The following is a 25,104-nucleotide window of genomic DNA, read 5'->3' on the forward strand; positions in this document are numbered from 1 at the left end:
CCCGCTTCCCAGGAGTCCCGTGATTCGCCCTGCCCAAGATATCCGTAAAGCCTTGAGTATCCCTGAGCCTGACCCCTCAGCAACGAGGTTAGGTGTCATGGGCGGCACTTTTGACCCGATCCACCACGGGCACTTGGTGGCCGCCAGCGAGGTAGCTGCCGTGCTAGGCCTGGATGAAGTTGTTTTTGTGCCTACGGGCAACCCCTGGCAGAAGGCTAAGAAACGGGTATCTGACCCGGAGCACCGTTACCTGATGACGGTGATTGCCACAGCTTCTAACCCGCGCTTTAGCGTCAGCCGGGTCGATATTGACCGTGGGGGACCGACCTACACTATCGATACTTTGACTGACCTGCATAAAGATCGACCGAATGTTGAGCTTTTCTTCATCACCGGGGCCGATGCTATGAGCCAGATCGCTACCTGGAAAGACGCAGACAAAATGTGGGATTTGGCTACCTTCGTTGCGGTGACCAGGCCCGGTCATGAGCTCACCGTACCGCCCCAAGCGGAGGGTAGAGTCCGTGTTATTGAGATTCCGGCTATGGCGATTTCGTCAACCGATATTCGGGATCGGGTGCGGTACCGTCTGCCGGTGTGGTACCTGGTGCCCGACGGGGTGGTCCAGTACATCAACAAGTATGACCTCTACCAGCACACCGCCGATGAAGAGGGGGGCGGGCGATACAGCGATGGTTTGCCGGCCCACAAATAGGTAACGGCCCAGGTTGGCTGATGGGGACTTTAAGGCTGACTTGGTACTATTGAGTCAAGATTTAGGCACTTTCGTGAGGAATGAAACTGTGAGCAGCACACCCAAGAAGGCAGAGGGCACCAGTAAAAATGTCGCGCCCAGTTATCTCTCCGATACTTTCATCACAGATGATGGTATTGAGGTGCCACCTCCTACGCGGCCGATGGGTCCTCGTCGTCTTTCTCGCTACTATGATGAAGCTGCCAATTACCTGCGGGCCGTGGCGCGCGGGGATGATGAGCTACCCCCTCCTCCTATGTTTATGGGGAAGGTTGAGGGGCTGACCGTCAAAGCTGACCCGAGTGCTACCCTGGTGGGGCTTTCGCAGATGGGGAGTATTAGCACTGATGAGGGAGAGCTTGACATTGATTATGACCATAACCAGGTCACTCTTGTTGAGGACCCCCTGGGGCATATTGGCCAACAGATTCTTGGCGAACCCGATGATGGGCAAGCTCTAGGATCTGACCAGACTGACTTTGCGGCAGCACCGATTGAGATTGGTAGCGACAGCGATTTCATCAGTATTGAAGATCTTGCATCAGGGAGCGACGCCCACGAAACAGCCCATGAAAATTCTGAGGCTAACGATGAGCCTGCTGCCGGTGAAGAGGCCCAGGAAGAAGCCATCAGCCCTGAAGAAGCAGAAGTTAAAACGAATGAAACTGCCGACCAGGCCGATGATGCTGTAGCCCAAGCGGTCTCGGCTCCCCTTGCGACTCCTGCTCTAGAGCTACCTAGCCCCGTTCGTGCTATCGATGCCCAAGGCCTGGACTTGACTGAACTCGACACACCTGCCCAGCCTGCACCGAGTGAGCGTGCCCTAGCCAGCGAGACGGCTCATGCTGTAGAATCTGATAGTTCTGAAGAAAACACTCAGGTTCCTGAGGGCAAGCTTCTTGCTGAATCGGAGAGCGATACCTCAGATGAACCGTGCCAGGCAGATTTGGTTGACGGACCTGATGCTTCTGTCATCACAGGTCAGCAACAGGGTGGTACCGGTGCTCTTGACCTATCAGCAGATGCTGAGGCGACTGATGCTGTTGAATCGGCATCTTCGGAGAAGCCCGGCAAGGGCGGCACCCTTGTCGCTATGGGGGGCATCTTCCTGTTTCTGGTTGCCTTGGTTCTTGTCTGGGTCGTTTTTTACAATTAGATTTTAGATGAATAAAACCCCTCAAAAAGTTTGGGGGAGTGAAGTGCTCGGAAAGGGCGAAATGACTGCTGCTGCAGAGTCTATTGAAGCATTGAAGGTAGCCGCACGCGCGGCTGATCAGATGCAGGGTACTAACCTGCTGGCGGTCGATGCTTCGGATATCATGGGTTTGATTGACGGTTTCTTGGTGGTCTCGGCCCACAACGAACGACTGGTCAACGCGATTGTTGATGAGGTGGAGGACGAGCTCTGCGAAGAACTGGGCCTCAAGCCCTTGCGCCGGGAAGGCCGCGCCGAGGGCCGCTGGGTCTTGCTGGACTTTGGGGATATTGTGGTTCATGTTCAGCATGAAGAAGACCGCGCCTTCTATGCTTTGGACCGCCTGTGGGGCGAAGCGCCCCGTATCGACCTTGGCCTGGAAAGTGAAGCTGGTAGGGTTGATACCCAAGGGGCTGAAGCTGATTTCAATATCATTACCCCTGAGGCTGATCTGATGAACCAGCGCGAGGACTAAATTTTTTGCTCTAGCTAGCCAGGAAGGTAGCTTACTTTTTGAGGTGCCCTGCCCCGAGTGGGCGGGGCACCTTTTTCTGTAACTCCCAATAGGCGCAGGGTGTGGCACAGTTCATAAATGTTGCCGGTCGGTGAATTTGCCTTAGCGCTTGGGTGTGCCATAAGATGGAGAGGTCGCCAAGAGCGGCACATAACTTTATAAGGGGCTATGGCGCAGTTGGTAGCGCGTCTGCATGGCATGCAGAAGGTCAGGGGTTCGAATCCCCTTAGCTCCACGGGGGTATGGCGCAGTTGGTAGCGCGTCTGCATGGCATGCAGAAGGTCAGGGGTTCGAATCCCCTTACCTCCACCAAGAAAGGCGGTCTTCGTGATGACATATCACGGAGACCGCTTTTTCGTGCCCGATATCCGTTTCAGCCGAAGGGCTAGAGGGAGTAGAGCCGAGCCTGGGTAGCCAGTAGCGTGGGCAGGAAGTCCTCGTCCCGCAGGGCTGATATGTCATCCACCATCTGCTGCAGATACCCAGCAACCTGGCGGGCGAAGAGACCTGCATCCAGTTCAGCTGTCGGGCTTTCGGGCAGGTCGGTTTCCAGTAGCAACCGCTCAGCAGGCACCTGGCGCACATAGGTCCGCCCGCGCTTGGTTGCCAACATCTGCGGGTGCACCGAGATATAACCGCCCAGCTTGATTAGCCGGGTTAGCTCGTCGCTGCTGCCCCCAAAACGGTGCATGACCGGGACGACAGAGCAATCAGGTGAGGTTAATTGATCAAGAAGGTCAAGCACCGGGCTGACCGCCCGAACGGCATGCAGAGAAAGCACATAGGTTTGATCTGCCGGACATCCTGTAGCGGCTTGCTTGACTGACAGCAAGATACGCGCCAACACCTGCAGTTGGAGGTCAGCACTGGCTGTTTCTAAGCGCCGGGGGAGGAAGTCCAAGCCAATTTCACCGATAAACCTGGTGCTCATGACCTCTTCCTCAAAAATAGCGAGCTCCCGCTCTGCCTGCTCCGGTGAGGTAATCCACCAGGGGTGAAAGCCCAAAGAAAGCAGGGGAGCCTGACCTCTTAGACTAGAGCTGGGGGAATAAGCTGCTAGCTCTTTATAGGCTGACGGTAGCAGGGTTTGGGCAACAACCTGTGCACCCTGAGCGATCAGGGAATCCATAAAAGGTTCGCGCAGCTTAGGGGCCAGAAAATCAAGGTGAAAATGAGAATCCAGAAGCAGACTAGGCATGCTGGTTCCCTCCTCTTCGACAGAGTTACTCACCGGGCTGAGGAGCAAGGTAGGGCGGTGCCTGAATCTCTTCCATGCCAGCTAGCTGGCGGATGACCCTACCTGCCAGCATCTGACCCATAATAGGCGGCATATAGCTCATGGACCCCAGGGTTTCCCCCTTGGTGTTTCCACCGGTCTTTTCTACGGCAAAGGGTAGCTCTGTGGAGAAAAGAACCTCTAGACCGTAGATACCACGTTTCTTGCACTCCGAGCGAATGACCCTGGACATGGAGCAGTTATAGGTCTTACGGATATTGGCGAACTCCAGCATGGTCGGGTCAAGCCGGTTGGCTGCACCCATAGAGGCCAGCAGGTTAAGGTTGTTCTCTGCCGCCCAGCGGTAGACGGCCAGTTTCTGGGAGATAGTGTCGATGCAGTCAATGACGTAATCAGGGCGCGGGAACTGCCCAAGGGTCTCAGCAATGTTCTGCGGTGTCAGGAAAATCTGCTCGGCAATCACTTTGCAGTCGGGTTGAATCTCCTTAATCATGCCCTCCATGACCTGAGCTTTGACCTTGCCCAGGGTAGAGGTAAACGCCAGAGCCTGACGGTTGATGTTGCTCTCTTCAACCACATCTCGATCGAGCACAATCAGGTTACCTACCCCGCCCCGTGCTAGGGCTTCGGCGCAGGCAGAGCCTACCCCGCCCAATCCAAGAACCATGACGGTCGCATCCTGCAGTTTTTGTAGACCCTCATCTCTAAGGACCAGTCTTAGCCGGGCAAAGCGTTCACTCTCAATTCCCACGGTGGGGCCCCTCTCATCTCGCACCAGGTTATTATCGCATACTTGAACCTTATTGCTCAGCGTGAGATCTACCAGCCCGTTGGGTGCATCTGGTCATCTACAGGTTCATCTGTTAGGTTGACTTTTAGGCTCCTTATCTTTCAGATTACAAATAATTCTTTATTCGGAGTATCTTATGAACCTCGACCACATAACGTTAACTCGCATTGATCCAATCGCTGAGAGAGAAGACCTTATTGACTTTATAACGGGTAACCACTGGCCTTTTCATGTGACTCCACAGATGTCGCGTGAGCAGATTGAAAAAGCCATTGAATCCGGAGCCTACCGGAGTGATGAACGTGATTCTTACTGGGTTGATCATGCTGACCTTGGTCGAATTGGCCTTATTCGCTTTGAGGATTTGGAAGATGACACCCCGGTCTTTGATCTACGTCTAGCTAGCCGGTATCGCGGCAGGGGCCTGGGAGTTCAAGTTCTTAAGGTAGCGACGGCTTGGGTATTTGAGCACATGCCAGCTACACGCCGCTTCGAGGGGCAGACTAGGGACGATAACCTGCCCATGCGCCGTACCTTTGTCAAAGCCGGCTGGGTTAAGGAAGCATACTACAGACAGGGTTGGCCGGTCACCGGCGCTGAACCCCGCGATTCGGTAGCCTACGCTATCTTACGCAGTGACTGGGAAAGCGGAACAAGCACTCCGGTGCCGTGGGGCCAGGACTAACCGGCTCAATAGTTTTTAAGTAGACGCTCCTCAGCTCTGGCAATGAGTGCATCAACTTGCTCTTTGGGGTGCTTATGTAGAATAGAAAAGGCTATCACCTGCAAAGGGTGCGAGAGCCTAAAAAGCATGGCACGCTCGGCCTCCTCGCGGGTACGCGCGAGCAACCGGATGAACTGGTCCCCATGCCATGCAGCCAGGCAGGCGATATCTACTGCTGGGTCATCCACAGTTGCGAGGTCCCAGTCTAAGATTCCGCTGACCTTGCCACCTTCAAACAACATATTGGTTCCGGCTAGGTCAACATGTGAAAACACAAGTTGAGATGTGTCTAAAGTTGCTTGGAGGGCACTGAGGTCGTTAATAATAGCCAGCGCTCGCTCTTGGGCTGCGTAGCTCAGAAGCGGTATCACCTGCTCTAACATCTCATTCCGCCACCGTTTACCGCCGCAGAAGGCTCGGGGCTCTGCAAGATAAGGTCGGATATGGCTGGTGGAGGTAGCTCTAATTTCTTGAAGAACCCCGTATAAAACTGCTGTATTACCTCTCCCGGCGGCGTGAGGCTCTCCCCATAATCGTAGGGTTGGTACAGCTGTAACCCTCTCTTCTTGTAAGGGCTCTCCGGCGGAGCGGGGGAGGCCGAAAGAATACTCGGGTAGGGCATCAACTAGCTTCTGGGTCCGCAGAATTGATTTTGCCACTTCGGTGTTGCGGGCAATACGTATCGCCAGATCTTCAGTCAAGGCCACGACCGAACTTGTCCCCAGATGTACGACCTGATCCAGAGTTTGCTCTGGGGCAACTGCGCCGATGACCTCGTGGATTAGTTCTTGGTCTATAGTTACCGCGTCCATTGTTATCCCTCCGCTATCTGGCTAGAGTTTAGCGCATTGGTGCAGAAGAAGTCGCTACCTGGACGAGTTGGGCTCGAGACAAGACGCTTGACAACTGGCGCGAAGCTAGCGTTACCTAGATATGGTTATCAGGAGAGAAAGTTGAGATGGGGCAAGGGCTGATATGGGCGCACTACCTGTCGGGGAATATGGAACTCCCGGGCCGCTGCGGGACCGGCTTGTCGCCGCAATTCTTAGCGGGCAGAAGACCGCGACCTCATCCCTATACGAGGAATACCGGCGCTTTGGGGAAGACCTGCCCCAGGTGGGCCAGCGCGAAATCGTTCTTGATTCACACCAGCATCCGGTCTGTCTAACCGAAACCGTAGCCGTGGAGGTACTGCCGGTGAGCGACATGAAACTTGACTTTGCTCTGGCAGAAGGTGAAGGGTTTACCTCGGTTGACGATTGGTGGGCGGCTCACCGTACTTTCTGGGGATCAGAAGTCTACCGAACCCACTTGGGGCAACCGGAGATTGAGCTTGATGAAAATACCCTGGTGGTCTGCCAATGGTTTCGGATGCTCCCGCTACCGTCTAGCAGGTAATGGGCCAGAAGAGCTTGGCCCTTAGTGGATAGCAAAAATCATCAGGAGGGCCACCAGCACGAAGAGGGAACCAAAAATAAGGTTAAGAATCTTCTGCCCGCGCGGTGAATGGCTCAGCCGGGTCAGCGGCTGAGCCACCACAGCAAAACCGCCCCACATCACCGCAAGATCGATAGCCACCATGGTCACGGCCAGAATCAGATACTGGGGAAGTTGCGGCTGATCGGGTCTAATGAACTGCGGCATAAAGGCAAGCATAAAAACAATAGCCTTAGGGTTAGACATATTCACCCAAAAGCCCCGACCAACCAAAGTCAGAGGGCGAAAGTCATAGCACTATCCTAAATCGGAGGCAAGACCCAAGCCGAAAGAACAAACAACAAAAAGAACAAACAACAAATGGACACCCCCATCCCTGTAAACCCCTCATACAATGGTTGCTATGACTGCCCCCGCTTCGCAACGCCGCACCCTCCTAGCCCTAGCCCTCACTCAGGTCTTTGGAACCATCGGGCTAGGAGTCGCCCCTACCATCGGTATTCTGCTTGCCAGCGAGATGACCCACAGCCAGGCGCTCGCAGGAGTGGCGAGGACGGCTTCCACTTTTGGTGCGGCCCTGTTCGGTATTCCGCTGGCCAACCTGGCAGCACGAACATCACGCCGGTGTGCTCTCTCGGTGGGCTGGCTGGTCGCAAGTCTGGGGGCTGCTCTTCTGGCATTCTCTGCAGGGGGCGCCTACCTTACCCCGGTTATCCTGGGTATGCTCATGATTGGTGCGGGGAGCGCAGCTAGCTACCAGGCACGGTTTGCAGCGACCGACCAGGCCTCAGAGTCTCAGCGTACCTCAGCCCTGAGCTTTATCGTGTGGGTGGGAACCATCGGTTCTGTGCTCGGGCCTAACATCGGTACGCCAGCCCGCCTGCTCTCTGAGCGGTGGGGTACCAACCTCTACGGCACAGCCTTCGGGCTAGCTGCCCTTGCTCTCTGCTTAGCTACAGCGATGGCCTACCTGTTCCTGCCTGCCCCCTCCCTTACATCGAATGTGACTGACCCGCCGGGAGTCAGCCCCCACCGGCCTTCTTTTGGTGCCCGGTGTGCAGCGGTTTACCGGCATATTGTTGGTAACGCTCAGGCACGGTGCGCTGTTCTTGCTCTGCTGGGTGCCCATACTGTGATGGTGAGCGTGATGACCATGACGCCGGTTCACATGAACCACCAGGGCGCCAGCATTGAAGTCATTGGCCTGACGATCAGCTTGCACGTTCTGGGCATGTTCGGCCTGTCCCCGCTCATGGGAATTGCCGCTGATAGGTTTGGGCAACGACCGGTTATTATGGCGGGGCTGATGACACTTGTACTTTCACTCGCACTAGCCATAGTTGCACCCGAGAACCAGCCTGTGATGGTACTTTCCCTGACCCTGCTGGGCTTGGGCTGGTCGGCGGTGTTTGTCGCCGGATCGGCGCTCTTTGCGGCCTCGCTCCCGCAGAAACAGAGAGTTGAAGCCTCAGGCGGCCTAGATGCGCTCATGAACCTGGGGGCAGCTATGGCAGCACTGGCATCAGGCCTTGTACTGGCGGCTGCATCCTTCCCTGTCCTTGCCGGGCTAGCTGGTCTGCTCCTTGCCCCCGGGGCGATAGGGCTGTGGGCTAGCAGACGCTAATTCCTGGGGACGGTCTACCTAGCTGACCTTAAAGTTCCTTATCTAATGCTTGACGTAGGTTCCTCGTGATAGCGGTTGCCTGCCCCATCACAAAGTACCTCACGGCAGGTTTAGCAATAAGGCCAAGTGGCTTGCGCACCAGGCCTTGGAGGGTACCTATCTTCTTGCTGTTGGGCCGAACCCATACGAGAGATAGCCGGCAGATGCACCCATTTGAGTCCTCGGTGAGCTGGACTGAAACCTGTTGAGTGTTCAGCTGCGGTTCATGGGGGAACTTGAGCTCATACTCAATGCGCTTACTTTCTGCGTCTTTTCCTATGAGAGTGACTTCTTGAACCTGCCGGCTTGGTTTGCTTGGAACCTTAGAAAATTTTCCGGTGGGAGCAGCTGAGCGACCAAGCCAGGGTCCGGTGGATCCTGGCTCTACCTCGAGAGACTCGATAGCAGGTAGCCAGTTGGGGAGGTTGCTGGGGTTACTGACGAATTCCCAGGCCTTTTGCGGGTTGGTCGGAAGGAATACCGTGTGACTTGCACCGATACGGTTCTGATGTGAAGTGTCAACAACCTGCCTGGATGTAGAGGAGGGCAGCTGTTCTAGGGCCGTTACAAGCGCTGAATGCTCTATCTTGGCTTCGCTCAGGATCTCTTGGATATACCCACTGGACTCTTGGGCCAGAGCAAGGGCTAGCTCACGGGATGTCTTTACCTGATTGAGAATTCTCCTTGCGCGGTCAGTCAGCTGGTAGCCAGCAAGCTCCGGGAGTGACACTGGGGCTGGTGCGCTGATACCGAGTTCTTTGAGTAGCTTGTTATCAACTGCTCTGGTCGCGCTAGCTAGGACTCTTGGGTGTGCTCTGTGACTGCGGAGGGTGACCCCTACTTGGCCAGCATCGAGTGCGAGAGCCATGAGCAGATCAGGCAGGTCGATGATATTTTTGCCGCGCTCTGTTGCAATATCCCGGGCTAGGGTAAGGGTTGCGATGTAATCAGTTAATGAAGGCGCCTGCTTCTTCTGTAGGGTCATGATTTCCTCCGTGGGAGAGGGATAGATGGGTCTATCCGTTTGGCGTATTTTTTGTGCACAGCCTGCCGGCTAACCCCTAGGCAATCTGCAATGGCCTGCCAGCTCATGCCGCTCTTGAGCGCGGCTTCGACTTGCTGATGTTCAAGAGAGTCGGCAAGAGCTTTCAGTGTTGCTACTGCACGCAGACCCCGTCTAGGGTCACTGGTGTTGGCTGCCTGATGGGTGGCTGCTTCTGGATCCATGATGTCAACCTTAGTTGCTAATGGTGGATAGTGTCAATATATGTTGACAATTGTCTAGATAGTTTTCCGTGCAGTCCCATGCTGACTCCGTGAGATAATAGGTCGGTGAATACCCTCCTGAGCAAGCAAATACTAGCCCTGGCTGACTCCCGTGGCACTGCCCTTGACCGACTCATTCTTGCTGACTCCAAAGACATGCGCCAGATTACTAAGGGGCCGGGGCAGGATATCTTGATTCTCGATGACCCCACCGGTGCTTTAACTTTGGAGTCACTAGCCCTAGTGCTTGCTCGCGGAGGGCGGGTGCTCAGCCGTCAACGCTCCTATGACCTAGCGCTAGAGCTCTTCCACACGGCTCACACCCTAGGGGAGGAAGCGTCCGCCCGCCTCCTCATAGCCGGCCTCGATAACAAAGGAGAGATAGACCCAGGCACCTTTGGCCTCACCAACTTTTTGGTAGCCCACAGCTTTCAGGGCAACTTAGCTTTGGGGCACCTACCTAAGAGCCACTCTGCACTAGCGGACACCAGCTACGATTTTTCCACCTACCAACAGGCCAAGGGAGCCGGGGCAACTCTGCTAGTAGGCGGTAATACTAAACACATGGTTCACACCTTTAACGAGACACTGGGGCAGAGCTTCGCCAGCGTTCGTGGACTGCGCGGCAAAGGCAAACACCGGTGCCTCTTAGCAACCGAACCAAAACCCCAGGGGAGTCCACCTAAGCTGGCTGGTGCGCTCGCCGCTTTTGGTGGGGTGTTCTCCGGCGGTAAGCCCGATGCTGGTGGTCAGCTCTTAGCCCGTGCCTTCCTTAGCGACCTTGCAAGCTCCGATAATGAGCTTGTGAACAAACGACCATTAACTCTGCTCGATTTAGGGTGCGGTAATGGCTCTGTGAGTTTGGACATCTTGGGTAGCTTACCTGTGGGGTGCCGGGTATCAGCGCTCTATGCCACTGACCTGGACCTTGACGCTATTCGCTCGGCTAGAGTTAACCTCACTAAGAACCCTGCCGTACAGGTGAGCTGGGATGATGCTGCGAGTAGGTTACCTGATGCCAGCGTAGATGCTGTCCTGCTCAACCCGCCCTTCCATCTAGGAACAGCGGTGGACCTTACTTTGATTGGTCCTCTCCTGAGAGCCGCTTACCGTGTGCTGGCACCCGGTGGGCGCTTATATCTAGTGCATAATTCGCACGCTCGCTATCGCCAGCAGGTAGAAGAACTCTTCATCAATACCCGCCAGCTGGAACGTACACCCACCTTTACCGTCTTGAGTGCCAGCAAGAAATAGGCAGAAAGAAACTATGACTATCAAAATTATTGCCATCGGTAAGAAGCACGAGAAATGGGTTGCGGACGGAATTGATCGCTACGAAACCCGCCTGCGCAAGCCCTGGGACCTGACCTGGCAGTATTTACCGCACTCATCTTTGGCAGAAGAAGCCGCTCGTGCCGAAGAATCCCGGCGCATCCTGGAAAAAATTGACCGTGATGATTACCTGATTCTGCTCGATGAGCGGGGCAAGATGCTCAGCTCCCCGGGGTTATCTCGGGTTCTTCAGGCACAGCTGGGTTTTAAACGGATCGTCCTGGTGATCGGTGGGGCCTACGGGGTAGATGAGACAGTGCGTTCCCGCGCCAATACTGTATGGAGCCTTTCGGAGCTGGTCTTTCCCCATCAGCTGGTCCGACTGATTATTACCGAGCAGATTTACCGGGCCGGTGAAATTGCGGCTGGGCGCCCCTATCACCACCAATAGGGTCGGGTCTCAGAGGTTAATGTTACTTAGCTTTCTAGGGAGCTTGAGACAGTTTTGAGCACAAACTGTCAGCTCCCGGCGCGTAGCATTACCTCAAGAGCCTGCCAACCGGCTATATTTTTATGTATGGCAAAGAAAAAAGTTACCGTAGTATCCGCGCTTGCGGCGACCGCCCTGCTCGCTGGCTGTGCGCAAACCACTGTTCCCGGCCTGGGCTTCGAAAAAACTGACGGCTGGGGTGGCCGTGACGACATCACCTTTGAGGTAACTGCCGAACATAACGGCGCCGAAGTACCCGCAACCGTCACTGTTTACCAGGACCAGATTAGTTTTGAGGGCAACAGCACAGAATTTGAAGGCGAAAACTTCTACAAGCTGACCTTCGACGACCTGGCAGACCTCTCAGGTTCCCAGCTCCGTATTTCAGTTTCAGCTCAGGATGCTGAGGCCGAGGTCTCCTGCGCTATTAAGGGTACCGGCTACTCTCTTAAAGAAGGCGAGCATGTTAACCACAACAACGCGGCTGAGGGCACCGGTAGCGCAACCTGCGTTCTCAATGTTGCATAACCAATAACACTCTCTCATCACACACAGGTGGGCGCCGCAGACGGTGCCCACCTTACGCTTTAAGGCCGAGCCAAATATGCGTTGAGAGCAAGAATATGAAAAACTAGCCCTATGAGCACTCCCGGGGCGCACGAACTAAGAACCATCGTTGCAGAAGCAGCTGACGAAGCCGCCAACATCGTTTACCGTGTTGGCGATAACATTCACTCATTCCGAGCCAAACGTGCCCGCCAAACCGGGCTTGAACCCGTCCTCGTTCCCAGCGTTGGGTACGGTGGGCAAGGTTGGGTCCGGATACTCGGACGGGCACTCTACAAAACAAACCTGTTTGAGGAGTTCTTTGACTCTGTTGAAAAGGGCGACCCCTCCGTGGACCCTGTGCGGGGCTGGCGGTCCTTTACCTCGGTAGCGATTTCTCACGCCCCGATTAACGTCACCATTGACGGTCTAACCCACACAGTTTATACAGACCGAGGGGGAGTAATTGATGAGAAGCTCAAGCTGGACCTTGCACCCGGTCTGCACGACGTCACGATGTCCACAGAGGGGAGCCAGCCGGTAACCACCAGCGTCTACATCGTACCCGAAGATCAAACCCTGGGCGTTATCTGCGACGTGGACGATACTGTCATGAACACGGCCCTTCCCCGGCCTTTCGTGGCAGCTTGGAACAGTTTTGTGCTCAACGAGCACGCCAGGAGTGCGACCCCCGGCATGGCGGTGATGATGGATCGCCTACACCGAGCTCACCCCAAGGCACCTTTCATGTATCTTTCCACCGGTGCCTGGAACGTTACCCCCACCCTCCGCCGCTTTCTGCACCGTAACGGCTACCCCAAAGGCACCTTCCTGCTCACCGACTGGGGACCCACCCCTGATCGCTGGTTCCGCTCCGGATCGCTCCATAAAGTAAACGCCCTCAAACGCCTTGCCGGTGAGTTCCCCAATATACGGTGGATTCTCATCGGTGATGATGGTCAGCGGGACCCCGAAATCTACAATGGGTTTGCTGTGCGCTACCCCCAGAACGTAGAAGCAATCCTGATTCGTAACCTCACCTTTGGCGAATCGGTCCTTTCCTCAGGCCGTGTCTGGGGCGATAATCGAGCCCGCGATATCATCAAAGGTGACCTCTGGCTGGAAGGCAATGACGGTACTGCCCTCTACGAGCAGTTGAAAGAACGCGGCCTAGTGTAGCCCTTGTCCCCCAAAACCTTAAAAAGCACCCTTGTCAAGCCTGGCAAGGGTGCTTTTTCGATGACACACCTTGGTAAAAAAATCTCTTAAATCTTGGTGAACAAGCCTTAAAGGCTCAAGGCTCAATTTAGGGTTAAGCGCCATTCCCTTGTAAATACGCGGTAGCTTTAGCCACCCGGTGCGAGCCCGGGAACAGAGCCTGCATCGTAACTCACATGATGGGGCAACTGAGCTACGGTAACCGATAAATATGTGGATAACCCCCTTAAAGCGCGGAAACCCGCGGAAGGCCCTGTGGATAGACGTCGACCAAAAATTTTTTCGTAACAGACCACACTATGTTGGGCTAGGTGCGTGCTTTGAACACTAGATGTAGTATTAAATCCCGGTTCGGGGGATAAGGGAGATTCCTCCCCAGAACACCCCCACACAGCTCGCAAGGGCTGTTCGCTTCAGTCACTTCCTGCGCAAGCGGGATACCAAGGAGAGACCCCACCATGACCGTAACGGTGTACACCAAGCCAGCATGCGTTCAGTGCAACATGACCTACCGCGCACTCGATAAGCTCGGAGTCGAATACAACACCGTTGATATCACCGAGGACCCCGCAGCGCTAGAACTTATCAAGGGCATGGGTTACCTGCAGGCACCCGTTGTGATCGCCGGCGAAAACCACTGGTCAGGTTTCCAGCCCGACCGCATTAACTATCTAGCCGAACTCGCCGCTTAAAAATCTTCTGGGGCTCTAGAGGACTGTACAGCCAGCAAGGGCCCCTTGAACTGCCTCCGTATAAGAGCAGGCAAGAACCCAGTAACTACAACCTCAGGCCAGGCGACTGCGCTCATGGAAAAACCCCAGTACACACCAGAACAGATCACGAGCCAACCCACTATCGTTTACTTCTCATCAGTTTCTGAAAACACACACAAGTTCATCCAGAAAATCGGGATAAACAGTGTCAGGCTCCCCCTGAAAACCAAGGACGAGCCACCCCTAGTAGACCACCCCTACGTCCTCTGTCTACCAAGCTACGGGCGTCCAGGAGGGGCCGGATCTATCCCACCTCAGGTGCTGAAGTTCCTCAACATCCCAGAAAACCGCCGTTTCCTACAAGGAGTCATTGGAGCCGGGAACACAAACTTTGGTGACCTTTACTGCGTAGCAGCAGACAAAGTCGCCGCTAAATGTCAGGTACCGGTGCTCTTCAAATTTGAATTGATGGGCACCCAAGAAGACGTAGACACCGTACGAAAAGGACTAGAAGAATTTTGGACTCAAAACTCCCTGTACCCGGTCTCAGCCTAGAACCAGGCCACGAGGACCCAAGCACCCCCGAAAAATACCAGGGCATGGGGTACCACGAGCTCAACGCCCTGCTAAATCTATACGATGAGAAGGGCCAGATTCAGTTCGAGGCTGACCGGCAAGCAGCCCGCCAGTACTTCTTGCAGCACGTCAACAACAACACTGTTTTCTTCCACGACCTAGAAGAAAAGATTGACTACCTCATCAAGCACCAGTACTACGAGCCAGAGATCTTCGAAAAGTACCCCTTCGAGTTCGTCAAAGAGCTTTCTAAACTGGCCTACTCCAAGAAGTTCCGCTTCCCCACCTTCCTGGGGGCCTTCAAGTTCTACACCTCCTACGCGCTCAAAACTTTTGACGGTCAGCGCTACCTGGAACGCTTCGAAGACCGCGTGGTCATGGTAGCCCTGCTGCTAGCAGAGGGCGATCAGGCTCTTGCCACCAAGATTGTTGAAGAGGTCATCGCAGGTCGTTTCCAGCCGGCGACCCCCACCTTCCTGAACGCCGGTAAGAAGCAGCGTGGCGAACTGGTTTCTTGCTTCTTGCTGCGCATCGAAGACAACATGGAGTCCATCGGACGCTCCATCAACTCGGCCCTGCAGCTCTCCAAGCGCGGCGGCGGTGTGGCTTTTGCGCTCACCAACCTGCGTGAAGCCGGCGCACCCATCAAGAAGATTGAGAACCAGTCCTCGGGTGTTATCCCCGTGATGAAGCTCCTGGAAGACTCCTTCTCCTACGCCAACCAGCTAGGTGCCCGTCAGGGTGCAGGTGCAGTCTACCTGCACGCCCACCACCCAGATATCTACTCCTTCCTGGACACCAAACGCGAAAACGCTGACGAAAAGATCCGTATTAAGACCCTGTCCCTGGGCGTAGTCATCCCCGATATCACCTTCGAACTGGCTAAGAAGAACGAGGACATGTACCTCTTCTCGCCCTACGATGTTGAGCGTATCTACGGCCTACCTTTCTCAGATATCAACGTCTCTGAGAAGTACTACGAAATGGTCGATGATGCTCGCATCAAGAAGACTAAAATCAAGGCCCGCGAATTCTTCCAGACCCTGGCAGAAATCCAGTTCGAGTCCGGCTACCCCTACGTCATGTTTGAGGACACCGTCAACAAGGCCAACCCCATCGACGGCAAAATCATTATGTCCAACCTCTGCTCCGAGATCCTGCAGGTTTCCGAGCCCTCGGTTTACAACCCCGACCTGGGTTACGCAACCGTTGGCAAGGACATCTCTTGCAACCTGGGTTCACTCAACATTGCCCTGGCAATGGACGGTGGTGATCTGGGCCAGACCGTGGGAACCGCAATTCGCGCGCTCACAGCAGTCTCAGACCAGTCTGATATTCGCTCCGTACCTTCCATCGAACGCGGTAACTCCATGAGCCACGCCGTTGGCCTGGGACAGATGAACCTGCACGGCTACTTGGCCCGCGAGCATATCTACTACGGTTCCGAAGAAGCACTTGATTTCACCAACATGTACTTCTACACCGTCACCTACCACGCAATCCGCGCCTCTATGGAAATCGCCCGTGAACGCAAGGAAACCTTTGCGGGGTTCGACAAGTCCAAGTACGCCAGCGGCGAGTACTTTGAGAAGTACATCAACGGAACCTGGGACTTTGAGACCGAACGAGCCCGTGAACTCTTTACAGGACACTCTGTACCCACCGCTGATGACTGGAAGCAGCTGGCTGCCAACGTCGCCGAGTACGGTATGTACAACCAGAACCTGCAGGCCGTTCCGCCCACCGGCTCAATCTCCTACATTAACGGGTCAACCTCATCGATTCACCCGATTGCCTCCAAGATTGAGATCCGCAAGGAAGGCAAACTGGGCCGTGTCTACTACCCCGCGCCCTACATGAACAACGAGAACCTGGACTACTACCAGGACTCCTACGAAATCGGGTACGAGAAGATCATCGACACCTACGCTGTTGCCACCCAGCACGTAGATCAGGGCCTGTCGTTGACCCTCTTCTTCAAGGACACCGCAACTACCCGCGACGTCAACAAGGCCCAGATTTATGCCTGGCGAAAGGGCATTAAGACCATCTACTACTCGCGTATCCGCCAGATGGCTCTTGAAGGGACCGAAGTCGAAGGCTGCGTGTCCTGCATGCTCTAAAGGCTTGAAGCTTGCTGGGCTGGACTATGAAGCCCAGCAAGCTTTTTCGAGCCCGGCGGGGGAGCACCCCCAAACCCGCCTCAAGGTCACCATGCTTTTTACCCGGTAGGGTGACAGAATAGAAACAAAAGTGCCCTCACCGGCACACATACCACCCCCACGCGAGGAGAACCCATCACCATGAGTGAGAAGGTCGAACTGGTCCATCACGTTGAAGCAATCAACTGGAACCGTATCGAAGATGAAAAAGACCTAGAGGTCTGGGACCGCCTGACCGCCAACTTCTGGCTACCAGAAAAGGTGCCGCTCTCCAACGACGTCCAGTCCTGGAAGACCCTCACCGAGGAAGAAAAGCAGCTCACCATGCGCGTCTTCACCGGCCTGACCCTGCTGGACACCATCCAGGGAACCGTTGGCGCTGTCTCCTTACTGCCAGATGCCGTAACTGCCCACGAAGAAGCCGTGTACACCAACATCGCTTTCATGGAGTCCGTACACGCCAAGAGCTACTCATCCATCTTCTCCACGCTCTGCTCCACCAAGGAAATCGATGAGGTCTTCCGCTGGTCCACCGAGAACGAGCACCTGCAGAAGAAGGCCCGCATCGTCATGGACTACTACCAGGGCAGCGATCCCCTTAAGAAGAAGGTAGCTTCAACCTTGCTGGAATCCTTCCTCTTCTACTCCGGCTTCTACCTGCCCATGTACTGGTCCTCTCGTGCCAAGCTCACCAACACCGCAGACCTGATCCGCCTGATTATCAGGGACGAAGCCGTGCACGGTTATTACATTGGCTACAAGTTCCAGCGCGCCCTTGAAAAGGAAACCCCCGAGCGCCAGGCAGAACTTAAGGAATACACCTTCGACCTGCTCTACGAACTCTACGAGAACGAAGTGGCCTACACCCACTCACTCTACGACGGGGTTGGCCTGAGCGAGGACGTTAAGAAGTTTCTGCATTACAATGCCAACAAGGCACTCATGAACCTAGGCTACGAGGCTATGTTCCCGGCAACCGTCACTAACGTGTCACCGGCAATCCTGGCAGCCCTGTCACCCAACGCTGATGAGAACCACGACTTCTTCTCTGGCTCCGGCTCATCCTACGTGATCGGCAAGGCCGTTAACACAGAGGACGAGGATTGGGACTTCTAAGCTAAGCCCCAACGTTTAACCTGAAGAAAGCTGCCTCTCCACCGCACACAAGCGGGGGAGAGGCATGACAGGTGCGTTCACCAGTAGCTGCCCGCGCCCCAGGAGACGAGCCAGATAGCCAGAGAAAGAGAGCTATGCCTGCCGCCATCACCAGCTATGTAGCTGTAGAAGAAATTTTGGCCGCCCAACTGTCGGTAGATTTGTGCCTACCTGAACAGGCCATTGCCATAGCTCGTCAGCACGGTTCCACCCAGCTTTCTGCGCCTCGACTACCGCTGGACCAAATGCACCCGGCCCGTCGCCGCTACCGTGACCACTGGGAGCTGAGGCTAATAAACTTTCGAGGGCTGACGGTGATTTGCGCCCAGCACCCGCGAGTCCGCGAGGCCGCCGATAACCTACTAGCAGGGGACAACGGCAACTGGGTGGGGGACTACTCCGAACTGCGCAAACTCAACGATTACCTGACCCCCTATGCGCTACAGCTAAGCGGTACCTCGCTCTTCTATACCCCCGGCAAAGATTTTTGGCAGGAACAGAACCTACAACGGTCTGCCCCCGCAGGCTTTGAGTACCGGTGGCTTGAGCCGGAAGAATTCGAGAAATTCCGGGGCGATAGCCGCTTCGAAAATGCCCTGGGTTTCAAGGAGCTCCGCCCGGATGTCCAGGTACTGGGGGCCCTTGCCGGGGGCGAAGTGGTTGCTCTTTCAGGGGCTAGCGAAGACTCCAACTGGTGCCGGCAAATTGGGATTGATGTGCTCCCCGAGTACCGGGGTAGGGGGCTGGCTTCTTATCTGGTGCGTGAACTTGCAGTTGCTATTCTGCTGGAAGGATTCGTTCCTTTCTACGGTACAAGCCCCTCACATATCCTGAGCCAGCAGGTAGCCCTGAAGGCCGGTCTGCGCCCGGCCTGGTGGGAGTTTGTCTCGACCAGTCTTAATGAAATTTCGGTGAGCTAATGGTAGAGATTCGGCGGCCTGGCCGAGAGGTGTCGAGGATGGCCAACACGATTGAGCGTGCTTTAGAAACCGTCAGGGCTGTGGGCAGGGGGGAGGAAGAATCACATATCAGGCTTTACCGCCCTGCGGCTGCTCTTGCCTTTGGACGTAGGGATCAGCTCAATCCTGGCTTTGAAGAGGCAGCGCAGCTAGCGCAAGCACACGGTTTTGAACCCCTTGTTCGGCGGGTGGGCGGACGAGCTGCCGCTTACCACAGGGGGTGCCTGGTCATTGACCATTTTCAGCACGACCCGGATGCGGTCAGTGGCAACCACCTGCGCTACCGGCAGTTTGGGGACTTACTCGCTCAGGCGCTCGAAACACTGGGGGTAGAGGCTGGCCTGGGAGAGATAGCGGGGGAGTACTGCCCCGGTGAGTATTCGGTCTGGGGTCAGCTGTCCAAGGGTAAGAAGGTTAAACTGGTTGGAACAGCTCAGCGGGTTGTCGCTGGTGCCTGGTGGTTTTCAGCGGGGATAGTAGTGCAAGATTCAGCACCCCTGCGCGCGGTCACTCGCGATGTTTATAAGGCTTTAGAGCTACCGTTAGACCCTGCAACAGTCGGTGCAGTCCAGGACATTGAGCCTTTAGTGACCGTTGATGATGTCGAAGATGCCCTCCTTGAGGCCTACGAAAAGGGGGGGTTCTCATGTGTGGCCGCTACGCCCTAGAGCTTGCTATGGAACACCCCCAGTATGTGGCCGGTGTTGAGCTAGCTGAACCCGTCCTTAATTACAACGTTGCACCCACAGCCTCCGTGCCTATTCTGGTCGATAGGCTTGAGAACGGTAGCTTTGTGCGCGAACTGCACAGTGCCCGTTGGGGTTTGCTACCTGCCTGGGCTCAAGACCCGACGCAGTCTTCCCGTGCCTTTAACGCCCGGAGCGAGACTATTTTTACTAAGCCCACCTTCCGCGATGCCGCTGTAGCCGGGCACTGTGCAATCCCTATGAGCGGCTACTACGAATGGAAGACCGAGACCACTGCCGGCGGTAAACAGGCCAAGACACCCTACTTTGTGCACCGTTCTGACCGCAGACCCATTTATTGTGCGGGGCTGTATTCCTGGTGGCGGATTCCTGAAGACTTTGCCGGTCCCGGTCAAGTATTTGAGGGTCGAGCCAAGAGCTGGTTGCTGTCCTGCTCCATTATCACCATGGATTCACCAGGCAATGGTGAGTTTGACACCGGAATTGTGGCTGATGTGGGAGGGAGCCCCGCCTATGCCAGCCCCATGGAAGAGGAACTGGGGAAGCTACACAGCCGGCTACCGGTGCCTCTCTCTGTCGCCGATGATAAAGCTATCAGCCCCAGTGACAGTCTCACCCGCTGGTTGCAGGCAGGTCGGCCCGCTGGCGGGCAAGCACCCTCAACCTCTGCCCTCAAAGCGCAGTATCGACAGGCCGCGGAAGCCGAGCTAGACTCAATTCGCCAAGAAGCCTTCGCCCAGCTCTCTGCCTGGACCCTGCACCCGGTCAGTAAGGACGTGGGTAACGTGCACAATAAGGCCAGCTACCTGATCGAGCCAGTTGAGGACCTACTGACCGGATTGTAAAGGCAGGCTGCGGGAGGCCTAGATAATATCCTCGGGCTCAGGGAACCAGCGGTTAAAGTCCAGGGTCAGGTAGAGAGCTAGCGCGGCAGCGTTATTATCGCTAATACATACCGATACCTGCTGGTAGCCGTCTGCAAACATCTGATCCAGGCTCCGGCGAATCAGCTGCTCAGCCAGGCCCTCACGGCGGCGTGAGGCCGCAGTGAACAGCTCGTAGATGGTCGGTATATTTTTGGGCTCGGTCACGATGCGGTTTTTGAGGCAGAGCGCAGCGGCGATGATCCTGCCGTGGTCATCTAGGATGACGGGGGAGGCTTCAGCATAGAAGTCCCCGTGCTCACCGCGCAGGATGCTCGATATTTCTTGCTCAGCTTCTGACTGGGAACCAAAGCGGTTCTCGTCATAGGAGGCAAAGTACAAACGAGCCAAATCCTGAGCATCCTGTGGCTGCGCCCATCGAGTGTTTACCGTTAGAGGCTTATGTGACTTAGAGGTCTGCGATACCAGGGTAATTGTTCCGCTCATCTTCTTCTCTCCTCCTCAGGGGATGTCAAGTTTTGTACTTGTGATTTATAGAATACCGTCTTGAGGGGGTATTGCCTACTTATCCTCAGTAAACCGGGAGCCGCAGGATAATTTTATCCTGCGGCTCCCGGGGGGCCGCCTGTGGCGTTCTCTGTAGGTGCTCTATGGTCCGTAGACTGCTTGCTTTTTAGGCTGCGTGCTGGCAGGTGGAGCAGCTGCAGTTATCGCAGAGGCAGTTGGCGCAACTGTCACTGCACTCTGCGCACTGGCAACTCTGGTGGTTGCAGGTGGGGCAGTCGCAGTTACTGCATTCGCAGGTGGCGCAGATGTCTGAGCAGTCCTGGCATTGGCAGGTGCTGCATTCATCGTAGTGGCCCTCGTGCTCACGGTGGGCGTGACCATCGTGCAGGTAATCTACATGGTCCAGGTGGATGATAGCCTGGTGGCCGCAGTCTGGGCCGTGGGTGTGGGCGTGGGCTTCTGATTCGCGGTGGCTAAGGGTGCTCATCTTTGTTCCTTTGTATGTTGTTGGACATCTTGAATGATGTGTTTGATATGTTGATCAGCTAGCTGGTAAAAGGTTTTGCGGCCCTCTTGCCAGCTAGTAATAACCTGGGCCTCTTTGAGGAGCTTGAGGTGGTGGCTGGCCAGGGGCTGGGAAACCCCTAGGCAGTTATGAATCTCACTGACCGTATGGGGTTGGTCCATAATGTGGTGGCACATAGCTAGCCGCAAGGGGTGAGCTAGAGCCGAGAAGAGCGCCACTGAGGGCTCGTAGGTCTCTAGTGGGTATTCTTCAGCGGTATCCATAAGAGATATTTTATATAAAGAAATTTTTATAAGTCAAGGGCTTCAAACCGCTCATCAGGAAGACTGGCTGGATCCCGGTGGCGGGGATACCCTAAGGGTAGGGAAGCTCGTGGGGTATCCTATAGCTTGTGTCAAAACGTTCTTTGTGGTCAGTAGATAGTTCCAGCATGGTGGTTCACGGCGATAATCTTGCCGTGCTCAAAAACCTGCCCGAAGAGAGTTTCCAACTCATCTACATTGACCCGCCCTTTAATACGGGTAAAACCCAGAAGCGGCAGAGCATCAAAACCGTGCGTGCTGAGAGCGGAACCCGGGTCGGCTATAAAGGCCAGACTTACGAGACTATTAAGGGCGATATCTACGGCTATTCAGACTCATTTGAGAACTACTGGGAGTTTCTAGAGCCCCGGCTTATGCAGGCCTGGCGACTACTCAAACCCAGCGGCACGCTCTACTTGCACCTGGACTACCGCGAGGTGCACTACGCCAAGGTGGTACTCGATGCGCTCTTTGGCCGTGAATGCTTTTTGAACGAGATTATCTGGGCTTATGACTACGGTGCTAAGTCAAAGAAAAAATGGCCCGCCAAGCACGACAACATTCTGGTCTACGTCAAAGACCCCCAAAATTACTACTTCAATTCATTGGCTGTTGATAGGGAGCCCTACATGGCGCCCGGGCTGGTTACCGCAGAGAAAGCCGCGATTGGCAAACTGCCCACTGACGTTTGGTGGCACACTATTGTCTCACCCAGCGGTAGAGAAAAAACTGGCTATGCCACCCAAAAACCCCTGGGTATCCTGCGCCGTATAGTGCAGGCATCGAGTGCCGAGGGTGACTGGGTGCTGGACTTCTTTGGTGGCTCCGGTACAACCGGGCACGCCTGTGCGGAGCTGGGCCGTAAATTCCTGATGATTGACCAGAACCCCGAGGCCATTAAGGTCATGCGCAAGCGCCTGAGAGCTGTGGACGGTCTGGACGTCACCTTTAAGAAATCACGAGCTAAAGCTTCACAAAACCTCCCAAAGGCTGTCTAAAAACAGCATAATTGTTGGTGCAACCATGTCTCCCAGAGAAAGTGCAGATTCATGGCTCAGAACCAACACACCTTTGAGGTAGGCCCCCGCCTTTCACAATTCCTCACCGAGACTCAGGAGCTGTGGCGGGCCTCTATCCAGCACAGGTTCGTTGATGAACTCTTCAATGACACCTTGGACCCAAAAGTCTTTTGCCGCTACCTGATTCAGGATTACCAATTCTTCGAGGCTTTCATCTGCATGTTGGGCTCTTGCGTTGCCCGGGCTGACAGCATGAAAGCAAAGATCCGCTTCTCACAACAGCTAGGCTTTCTGGCTAGCGATGAAGACTCATACTTCCTGAAGGCCTTCGGGCAGTTCGGAGTGCCCGAAGCGGACTATTCGCAGCCTGAACTGGATGCAACAACCAGGCAGTTTCAAGAGCTGATGTACTCAGTGAGCCGGGAGGGTAGCTACGCGGAGCTCCTGGTCATGTTGGTTATCGCTGAAGGGCTCTACCTGGACTGGGGCTCTCTGCAGAGGGAGCTTCCAGAGAATGACCTGTACCGGGGGTGGATTGACTTACACCGTGGCAATTCTTTCAAGGAGTGGGTGAACTTCTTGGCAGGGGAGCTGGAGCGCCAACTTCTTGATGGTGAGCAGGTTCAGACCCTTCTGCCGCTGTGGAGAAAGGCTCTTCAGCTTGAATATGACTTCTTTGAACTGGGGTACAAGGCACTTTCCTAAGGTCGCTTGCCCCGCAATTTCTGCACGGAGGTCTTGTGCCCCACCCCCCCCTATCTGTATTATTAAAACTAATACAGATAGGGGGGGAGACCATGAACATCACCCTTAGGGATAATTCGCCGCTACCGGTCTACCAGCAGATACACGATGCGGTGGTCCAAGCAATTGCTACCGGCCAGCTGGCCTACGGCGACCAGCTTCTTTCCGTGCGAGCCGTGGCCCAGGAACTCAGCATTAACCCCGCCACGGTGCTCAAAGCCTACGACCTGCTTAAGGCAGAAGGCCTGATTGTTAGCCACAACCGAGGGAAAACAACCGTCGCCGCCGACCCGCACCATACGGCTACAGACCTGGACAGTAGCAATTGGGAAGAAGCCCTCCTGCACCTGTTGGCCTTAGGGCGCGCCCAAGGCAGAGACACCGAAGCCATTCTTCTCACCGCGCGCCAGCAACTGACCTGGCTCGAATCCCAGCAGGAGGCTAGCCATGTCTAACGCATTAGCATTGCCCATACTTACCTTCATCACGGGGCTCTTTTTACTAGCCGTTCTGCTGACAACCCCGAATCTCGCAGCGGTCAACAAGCCCTACGGGGTGAACATCCCCCTGAGCTACGTCCACACACCGGAGCTCAAGCAGGCAAACCGCGTCTTTACTCTCTGGACGGTAGCCATATCTCTACCACTTATTCTGGGGGCAAGCCTTTTAGCGGTTCTCAGCCAGCTGAACGGGCTGGTGGCTCTCACCCTGCTCCCTTTTCTACAGCTAGCCGGAACGGCCTACGCTATTGCCAAAGCACGCAGGGTGGTTGCAGACCTTAAGGAGCGGGGCAAGTGGTACGCCGGGGTAGAAACCGGAAAGACCTTTAACATCAAGGTCAGCCAAGGCTCACCCCTGAGCATGCCAACCGGCTGGTTTGTGGCCTCTCTGCTCCTGGTAGCCCTGTGGGCTCTCGCCCTTGCTCTGCGCTACCCCCAGCTGCCCGACCCTTACCCCGTTCACTTCAATGCGGCAGGTGAAGCCGACGGCTGGGCGGCTAAAACGGTGTGGTCTGTCTTTATGCCTCTTTCCAGTGCCCTCTTTACCCTCGGCACGGTATGGCTGTGCGGCTGGTTTGTGGCCCACCAGATGAACGGCCAGGCCAAACCGGGGGAGGCCAAGCTGGCTGGTCTTCCTGCCAAGCCGCCCCAGAGCCTTGACCTACTCAGCGATGCCCTTGGTGTCAGTGCCGCAGACTACCAGGGACTCCGCACCAAGGTTGCGGCTCAGAAAACCTTGCATTCCTTGGGGCTACTTGCTTTTACGCTGACGCTCGGTATCGGGCTGCTGGACCTCTCCGCACTGATTACTCTGCCCGGTTGGTTCCAGGCCGCCAAGCTCTGGATCTTCTTAGTGCTGGTCTTGGGAGCCACTCTGCTGGTCAGCTTGGCCGGCGTCAAAGCTACCCGGTCGCTCGATAAGGCCGTCCTTGCGCTTGCCCAAGCCGGGGCAGTGGACCCCACCGAACTCGAACTACCCGACGAAAGCGACCACATCAAGTACGGGATTTTCTACTACAACCGGGATAACCCCAACATCATGGTGCCCAAACACATCGGTGTTGGCTACTCACCCAACTGGGCGCACCCGGCAAGCTGGGTCTTTGGCATCATCTTTCTGGTCATTGTGGTCTCCAGCATTCTGCTGCCCTTCCTGCTGGCAGGGTAGAATTGATACTGTTCTGCACCCTCGTACCGTGCAGATGTACACTTTAGCCCACCCGTGGTAGGGGTGGGCACTACCC

At 55.4% G+C, this 25,104-nt stretch carries 31 protein-coding genes and 2 tRNA genes; 25 read left to right on the forward strand and 8 right to left on the reverse strand.

Annotated elements, in window-relative coordinates:
- Positions 1-19: 19 nt before the first annotated feature.
- From nadD to ACN080_RS07830, 5 genes are all read left to right on the forward strand, one after another.
- A complete protein-coding gene (nadD, locus tag ACN080_RS07810) occupies positions 20-715 on the forward strand; it encodes a nicotinate-nucleotide adenylyltransferase (RefSeq protein WP_419099581.1) in 696 nt (231 codons plus the stop codon).
- Positions 716-803: 88 nt separating this feature from the next.
- The gene (locus tag ACN080_RS07815) at positions 804-1,910 is read left to right on the forward strand and encodes a hypothetical protein (protein ID WP_419113476.1); all 1,107 of its coding nucleotides are present in this window, start codon (positions 804-806) and stop codon (positions 1,908-1,910) included.
- Positions 1,911-1,971: 61 nt separating this feature from the next.
- On the forward strand, positions 1,972-2,424 hold the full coding sequence (gene rsfS / locus ACN080_RS07820; protein WP_419113477.1) for a ribosome silencing factor: 453 nt from the start codon (positions 1,972-1,974) through the stop codon (positions 2,422-2,424).
- A gap of 201 nt (positions 2,425-2,625) precedes the next feature.
- Positions 2,626-2,698 (forward strand) — tRNA-Ala (locus ACN080_RS07825).
- Between the two features lies 1 nt (position 2,699).
- A tRNA-Ala gene (locus ACN080_RS07830) sits at positions 2,700-2,775 on the forward strand.
- 73 nt (positions 2,776-2,848) lie between these two features.
- Here ACN080_RS07830 and ACN080_RS07835 read toward each other — a convergent pair.
- Positions 2,849-3,661 carry a TatD family hydrolase gene (locus ACN080_RS07835; RefSeq protein ID WP_419105311.1) on the reverse strand — a complete coding sequence of 271 codons (813 nt, stop codon included), beginning with the start codon at positions 3,659-3,661 and terminating at the stop codon, positions 2,849-2,851.
- Positions 3,662-3,686: 25 nt separating this feature from the next.
- Positions 3,687-4,451, reverse strand: coding sequence for a ThiF family adenylyltransferase (locus tag ACN080_RS07840; RefSeq protein WP_419105310.1), 765 nt, complete (start codon positions 4,449-4,451; stop codon positions 3,687-3,689).
- Between the two features lie 175 nt (positions 4,452-4,626).
- Between ACN080_RS07840 and ACN080_RS07845 the strand changes: the two genes are divergently transcribed.
- Positions 4,627-5,175: a GNAT family N-acetyltransferase gene (locus ACN080_RS07845; RefSeq protein ID WP_419099587.1), complete on the forward strand. Its 549-nt coding sequence runs from the start codon at positions 4,627-4,629 to the stop codon at positions 5,173-5,175.
- Positions 5,176-5,180: 5 nt separating this feature from the next.
- Here ACN080_RS07845 and ACN080_RS07850 read toward each other — a convergent pair whose 3' ends face one another.
- The gene (locus ACN080_RS07850; protein WP_419105309.1) at positions 5,181-6,026 is read right to left on the reverse strand and encodes an aminoglycoside phosphotransferase family protein; all 846 of its coding nucleotides are present in this window, start codon (positions 6,024-6,026) and stop codon (positions 5,181-5,183) included.
- A gap of 163 nt (positions 6,027-6,189) precedes the next feature.
- On the opposite strand from ACN080_RS07850, the gene ACN080_RS07855 reads away from it, so the two are divergent.
- Positions 6,190-6,612 carry an ASCH domain-containing protein gene (locus tag ACN080_RS07855; RefSeq protein WP_419105308.1) on the forward strand — a complete coding sequence of 141 codons (423 nt, stop codon included), beginning with the start codon at positions 6,190-6,192 and terminating at the stop codon, positions 6,610-6,612.
- Positions 6,613-6,633: 21 nt separating this feature from the next.
- Here the strand turns inward: ACN080_RS07855 and ACN080_RS07860 are convergent, their stop codons facing one another.
- Positions 6,634-6,924 carry a LysE family transporter gene (locus ACN080_RS07860; protein WP_419105307.1) on the reverse strand — a complete coding sequence of 97 codons (291 nt, stop codon included), beginning with the start codon at positions 6,922-6,924 and terminating at the stop codon, positions 6,634-6,636.
- 130 nt (positions 6,925-7,054) lie between these two features.
- Here ACN080_RS07860 and ACN080_RS07865 point away from each other — a divergent pair, with 130 nt between their 5' ends.
- Complete coding sequence (locus ACN080_RS07865) at positions 7,055-8,275, forward strand: MFS transporter (RefSeq protein WP_419113478.1); 1,221 nt, start codon at positions 7,055-7,057, stop codon at positions 8,273-8,275.
- Between the two features lie 28 nt (positions 8,276-8,303).
- Here the strand turns inward: ACN080_RS07865 and ACN080_RS07870 are convergent, their stop codons facing one another.
- Entirely contained in the window at positions 8,304-9,299 is a 996-nt protein-coding gene (locus ACN080_RS07870; protein ID WP_419105305.1) for an SRPBCC family protein, read from the reverse strand.
- Complete coding sequence (locus ACN080_RS07875; RefSeq protein ID WP_419099593.1) at positions 9,296-9,541, reverse strand: hypothetical protein; 246 nt, start codon at positions 9,539-9,541, stop codon at positions 9,296-9,298. The genes ACN080_RS07870 and ACN080_RS07875 overlap by 4 nt, the downstream gene beginning before the upstream one ends.
- A gap of 105 nt (positions 9,542-9,646) precedes the next feature.
- On the opposite strand from ACN080_RS07875, the gene ACN080_RS07880 reads away from it, so the two are divergent.
- From ACN080_RS07880 to ACN080_RS07930, 11 genes are all read left to right on the forward strand, one after another.
- A complete protein-coding gene (locus tag ACN080_RS07880) occupies positions 9,647-10,834 on the forward strand; it encodes a class I SAM-dependent methyltransferase (protein ID WP_419099594.1) in 1,188 nt (395 codons plus the stop codon).
- 13 nt (positions 10,835-10,847) lie between these two features.
- Positions 10,848-11,303: a 23S rRNA (pseudouridine(1915)-N(3))-methyltransferase RlmH gene (locus ACN080_RS07885; RefSeq protein ID WP_419105304.1), complete on the forward strand. Its 456-nt coding sequence runs from the start codon at positions 10,848-10,850 to the stop codon at positions 11,301-11,303.
- Between the two features lie 126 nt (positions 11,304-11,429).
- Positions 11,430-11,870, forward strand: coding sequence for a hypothetical protein (locus tag ACN080_RS07890; RefSeq protein ID WP_419105303.1), 441 nt, complete (start codon positions 11,430-11,432; stop codon positions 11,868-11,870).
- Between the two features lie 111 nt (positions 11,871-11,981).
- The gene (locus tag ACN080_RS07895; protein WP_419105302.1) at positions 11,982-13,067 is read left to right on the forward strand and encodes an App1 family protein; all 1,086 of its coding nucleotides are present in this window, start codon (positions 11,982-11,984) and stop codon (positions 13,065-13,067) included.
- A gap of 497 nt (positions 13,068-13,564) precedes the next feature.
- Complete coding sequence (gene nrdH, locus ACN080_RS07900) at positions 13,565-13,798, forward strand: glutaredoxin-like protein NrdH (protein WP_419113479.1); 234 nt, start codon at positions 13,565-13,567, stop codon at positions 13,796-13,798.
- Positions 13,799-13,912: 114 nt separating this feature from the next.
- Entirely contained in the window at positions 13,913-14,374 is a 462-nt protein-coding gene (nrdI, locus tag ACN080_RS07905) for a class Ib ribonucleoside-diphosphate reductase assembly flavoprotein NrdI (RefSeq protein WP_419113480.1), read from the forward strand.
- A complete protein-coding gene (gene nrdE / locus ACN080_RS07910; protein WP_419099600.1) occupies positions 14,338-16,518 on the forward strand; it encodes a class 1b ribonucleoside-diphosphate reductase subunit alpha in 2,181 nt (726 codons plus the stop codon). Before nrdI ends, nrdE begins: the two co-directional genes overlap by 37 nt.
- Positions 16,519-16,698: 180 nt before the next feature.
- A complete protein-coding gene (gene nrdF / locus ACN080_RS07915) occupies positions 16,699-17,673 on the forward strand; it encodes a class 1b ribonucleoside-diphosphate reductase subunit beta (RefSeq protein WP_419099601.1) in 975 nt (324 codons plus the stop codon).
- Positions 17,674-17,807: 134 nt separating this feature from the next.
- A complete protein-coding gene (locus tag ACN080_RS07920; protein ID WP_419105301.1) occupies positions 17,808-18,632 on the forward strand; it encodes a GNAT family N-acetyltransferase in 825 nt (274 codons plus the stop codon).
- 38 nt (positions 18,633-18,670) lie between these two features.
- Positions 18,671-19,339: a lipoate--protein ligase family protein gene (locus ACN080_RS07925; RefSeq protein ID WP_419113481.1), complete on the forward strand. Its 669-nt coding sequence runs from the start codon at positions 18,671-18,673 to the stop codon at positions 19,337-19,339.
- Positions 19,318-20,223, forward strand: a complete 906-nt coding sequence (locus ACN080_RS07930) for an SOS response-associated peptidase (protein WP_419113482.1) — start codon at positions 19,318-19,320, stop codon at positions 20,221-20,223. Before ACN080_RS07925 ends, ACN080_RS07930 begins: the two co-directional genes overlap by 22 nt.
- Positions 20,224-20,241: 18 nt before the next feature.
- On the opposite strand, the gene ACN080_RS07935 is transcribed toward ACN080_RS07930, so the two are convergent.
- Positions 20,242-20,748 carry a GNAT family N-acetyltransferase gene (locus ACN080_RS07935; protein ID WP_419099605.1) on the reverse strand — a complete coding sequence of 169 codons (507 nt, stop codon included), beginning with the start codon at positions 20,746-20,748 and terminating at the stop codon, positions 20,242-20,244.
- Between the two features lie 196 nt (positions 20,749-20,944).
- On the opposite strand from ACN080_RS07935, the gene ACN080_RS07940 reads away from it, so the two are divergent.
- Both ACN080_RS07940 and ACN080_RS07945 read left to right on the forward strand, forming a co-directional pair.
- Positions 20,945-21,082, forward strand: coding sequence for a hypothetical protein (locus ACN080_RS07940; protein WP_419099606.1), 138 nt, complete (start codon positions 20,945-20,947; stop codon positions 21,080-21,082).
- Between the two features lie 12 nt (positions 21,083-21,094).
- Positions 21,095-21,232 carry a hypothetical protein gene (locus ACN080_RS07945; protein ID WP_419099607.1) on the forward strand — a complete coding sequence of 46 codons (138 nt, stop codon included), beginning with the start codon at positions 21,095-21,097 and terminating at the stop codon, positions 21,230-21,232.
- A 20-nt stretch (positions 21,233-21,252) separates the two neighbouring features.
- Here ACN080_RS07945 and ACN080_RS07950 read toward each other — a convergent pair whose 3' ends face one another.
- Positions 21,253-21,558: an ArsR/SmtB family transcription factor gene (locus ACN080_RS07950; protein WP_419099608.1), complete on the reverse strand. Its 306-nt coding sequence runs from the start codon at positions 21,556-21,558 to the stop codon at positions 21,253-21,255.
- Positions 21,559-21,725: 167 nt separating this feature from the next.
- On the opposite strand from ACN080_RS07950, the gene ACN080_RS07955 reads away from it, so the two are divergent.
- From ACN080_RS07955 to ACN080_RS07970, 4 genes are all read left to right on the forward strand, one after another.
- A complete protein-coding gene (locus ACN080_RS07955; protein ID WP_419099802.1) occupies positions 21,726-22,595 on the forward strand; it encodes a DNA-methyltransferase in 870 nt (289 codons plus the stop codon).
- Positions 22,596-22,646: 51 nt separating this feature from the next.
- Positions 22,647-23,321 carry a TenA family protein gene (locus ACN080_RS07960; protein WP_419113483.1) on the forward strand — a complete coding sequence of 225 codons (675 nt, stop codon included), beginning with the start codon at positions 22,647-22,649 and terminating at the stop codon, positions 23,319-23,321.
- A gap of 92 nt (positions 23,322-23,413) precedes the next feature.
- On the forward strand, positions 23,414-23,815 hold the full coding sequence (locus ACN080_RS07965) for a GntR family transcriptional regulator (RefSeq protein WP_419113484.1): 402 nt from the start codon (positions 23,414-23,416) through the stop codon (positions 23,813-23,815).
- Positions 23,808-25,028: a DUF1648 domain-containing protein gene (locus tag ACN080_RS07970; protein WP_419113485.1), complete on the forward strand. Its 1,221-nt coding sequence runs from the start codon at positions 23,808-23,810 to the stop codon at positions 25,026-25,028. The genes ACN080_RS07965 and ACN080_RS07970 overlap by 8 nt, the downstream gene beginning before the upstream one ends.
- Positions 25,029-25,104 lie beyond the last annotated feature (76 nt).

The sequence above is a fragment of the Rothia sp. CCM 9416 genome (assembly GCF_048513535.1).
GTDB lineage: Bacteria > Actinomycetota > Actinomycetes > Actinomycetales > Micrococcaceae > Rothia.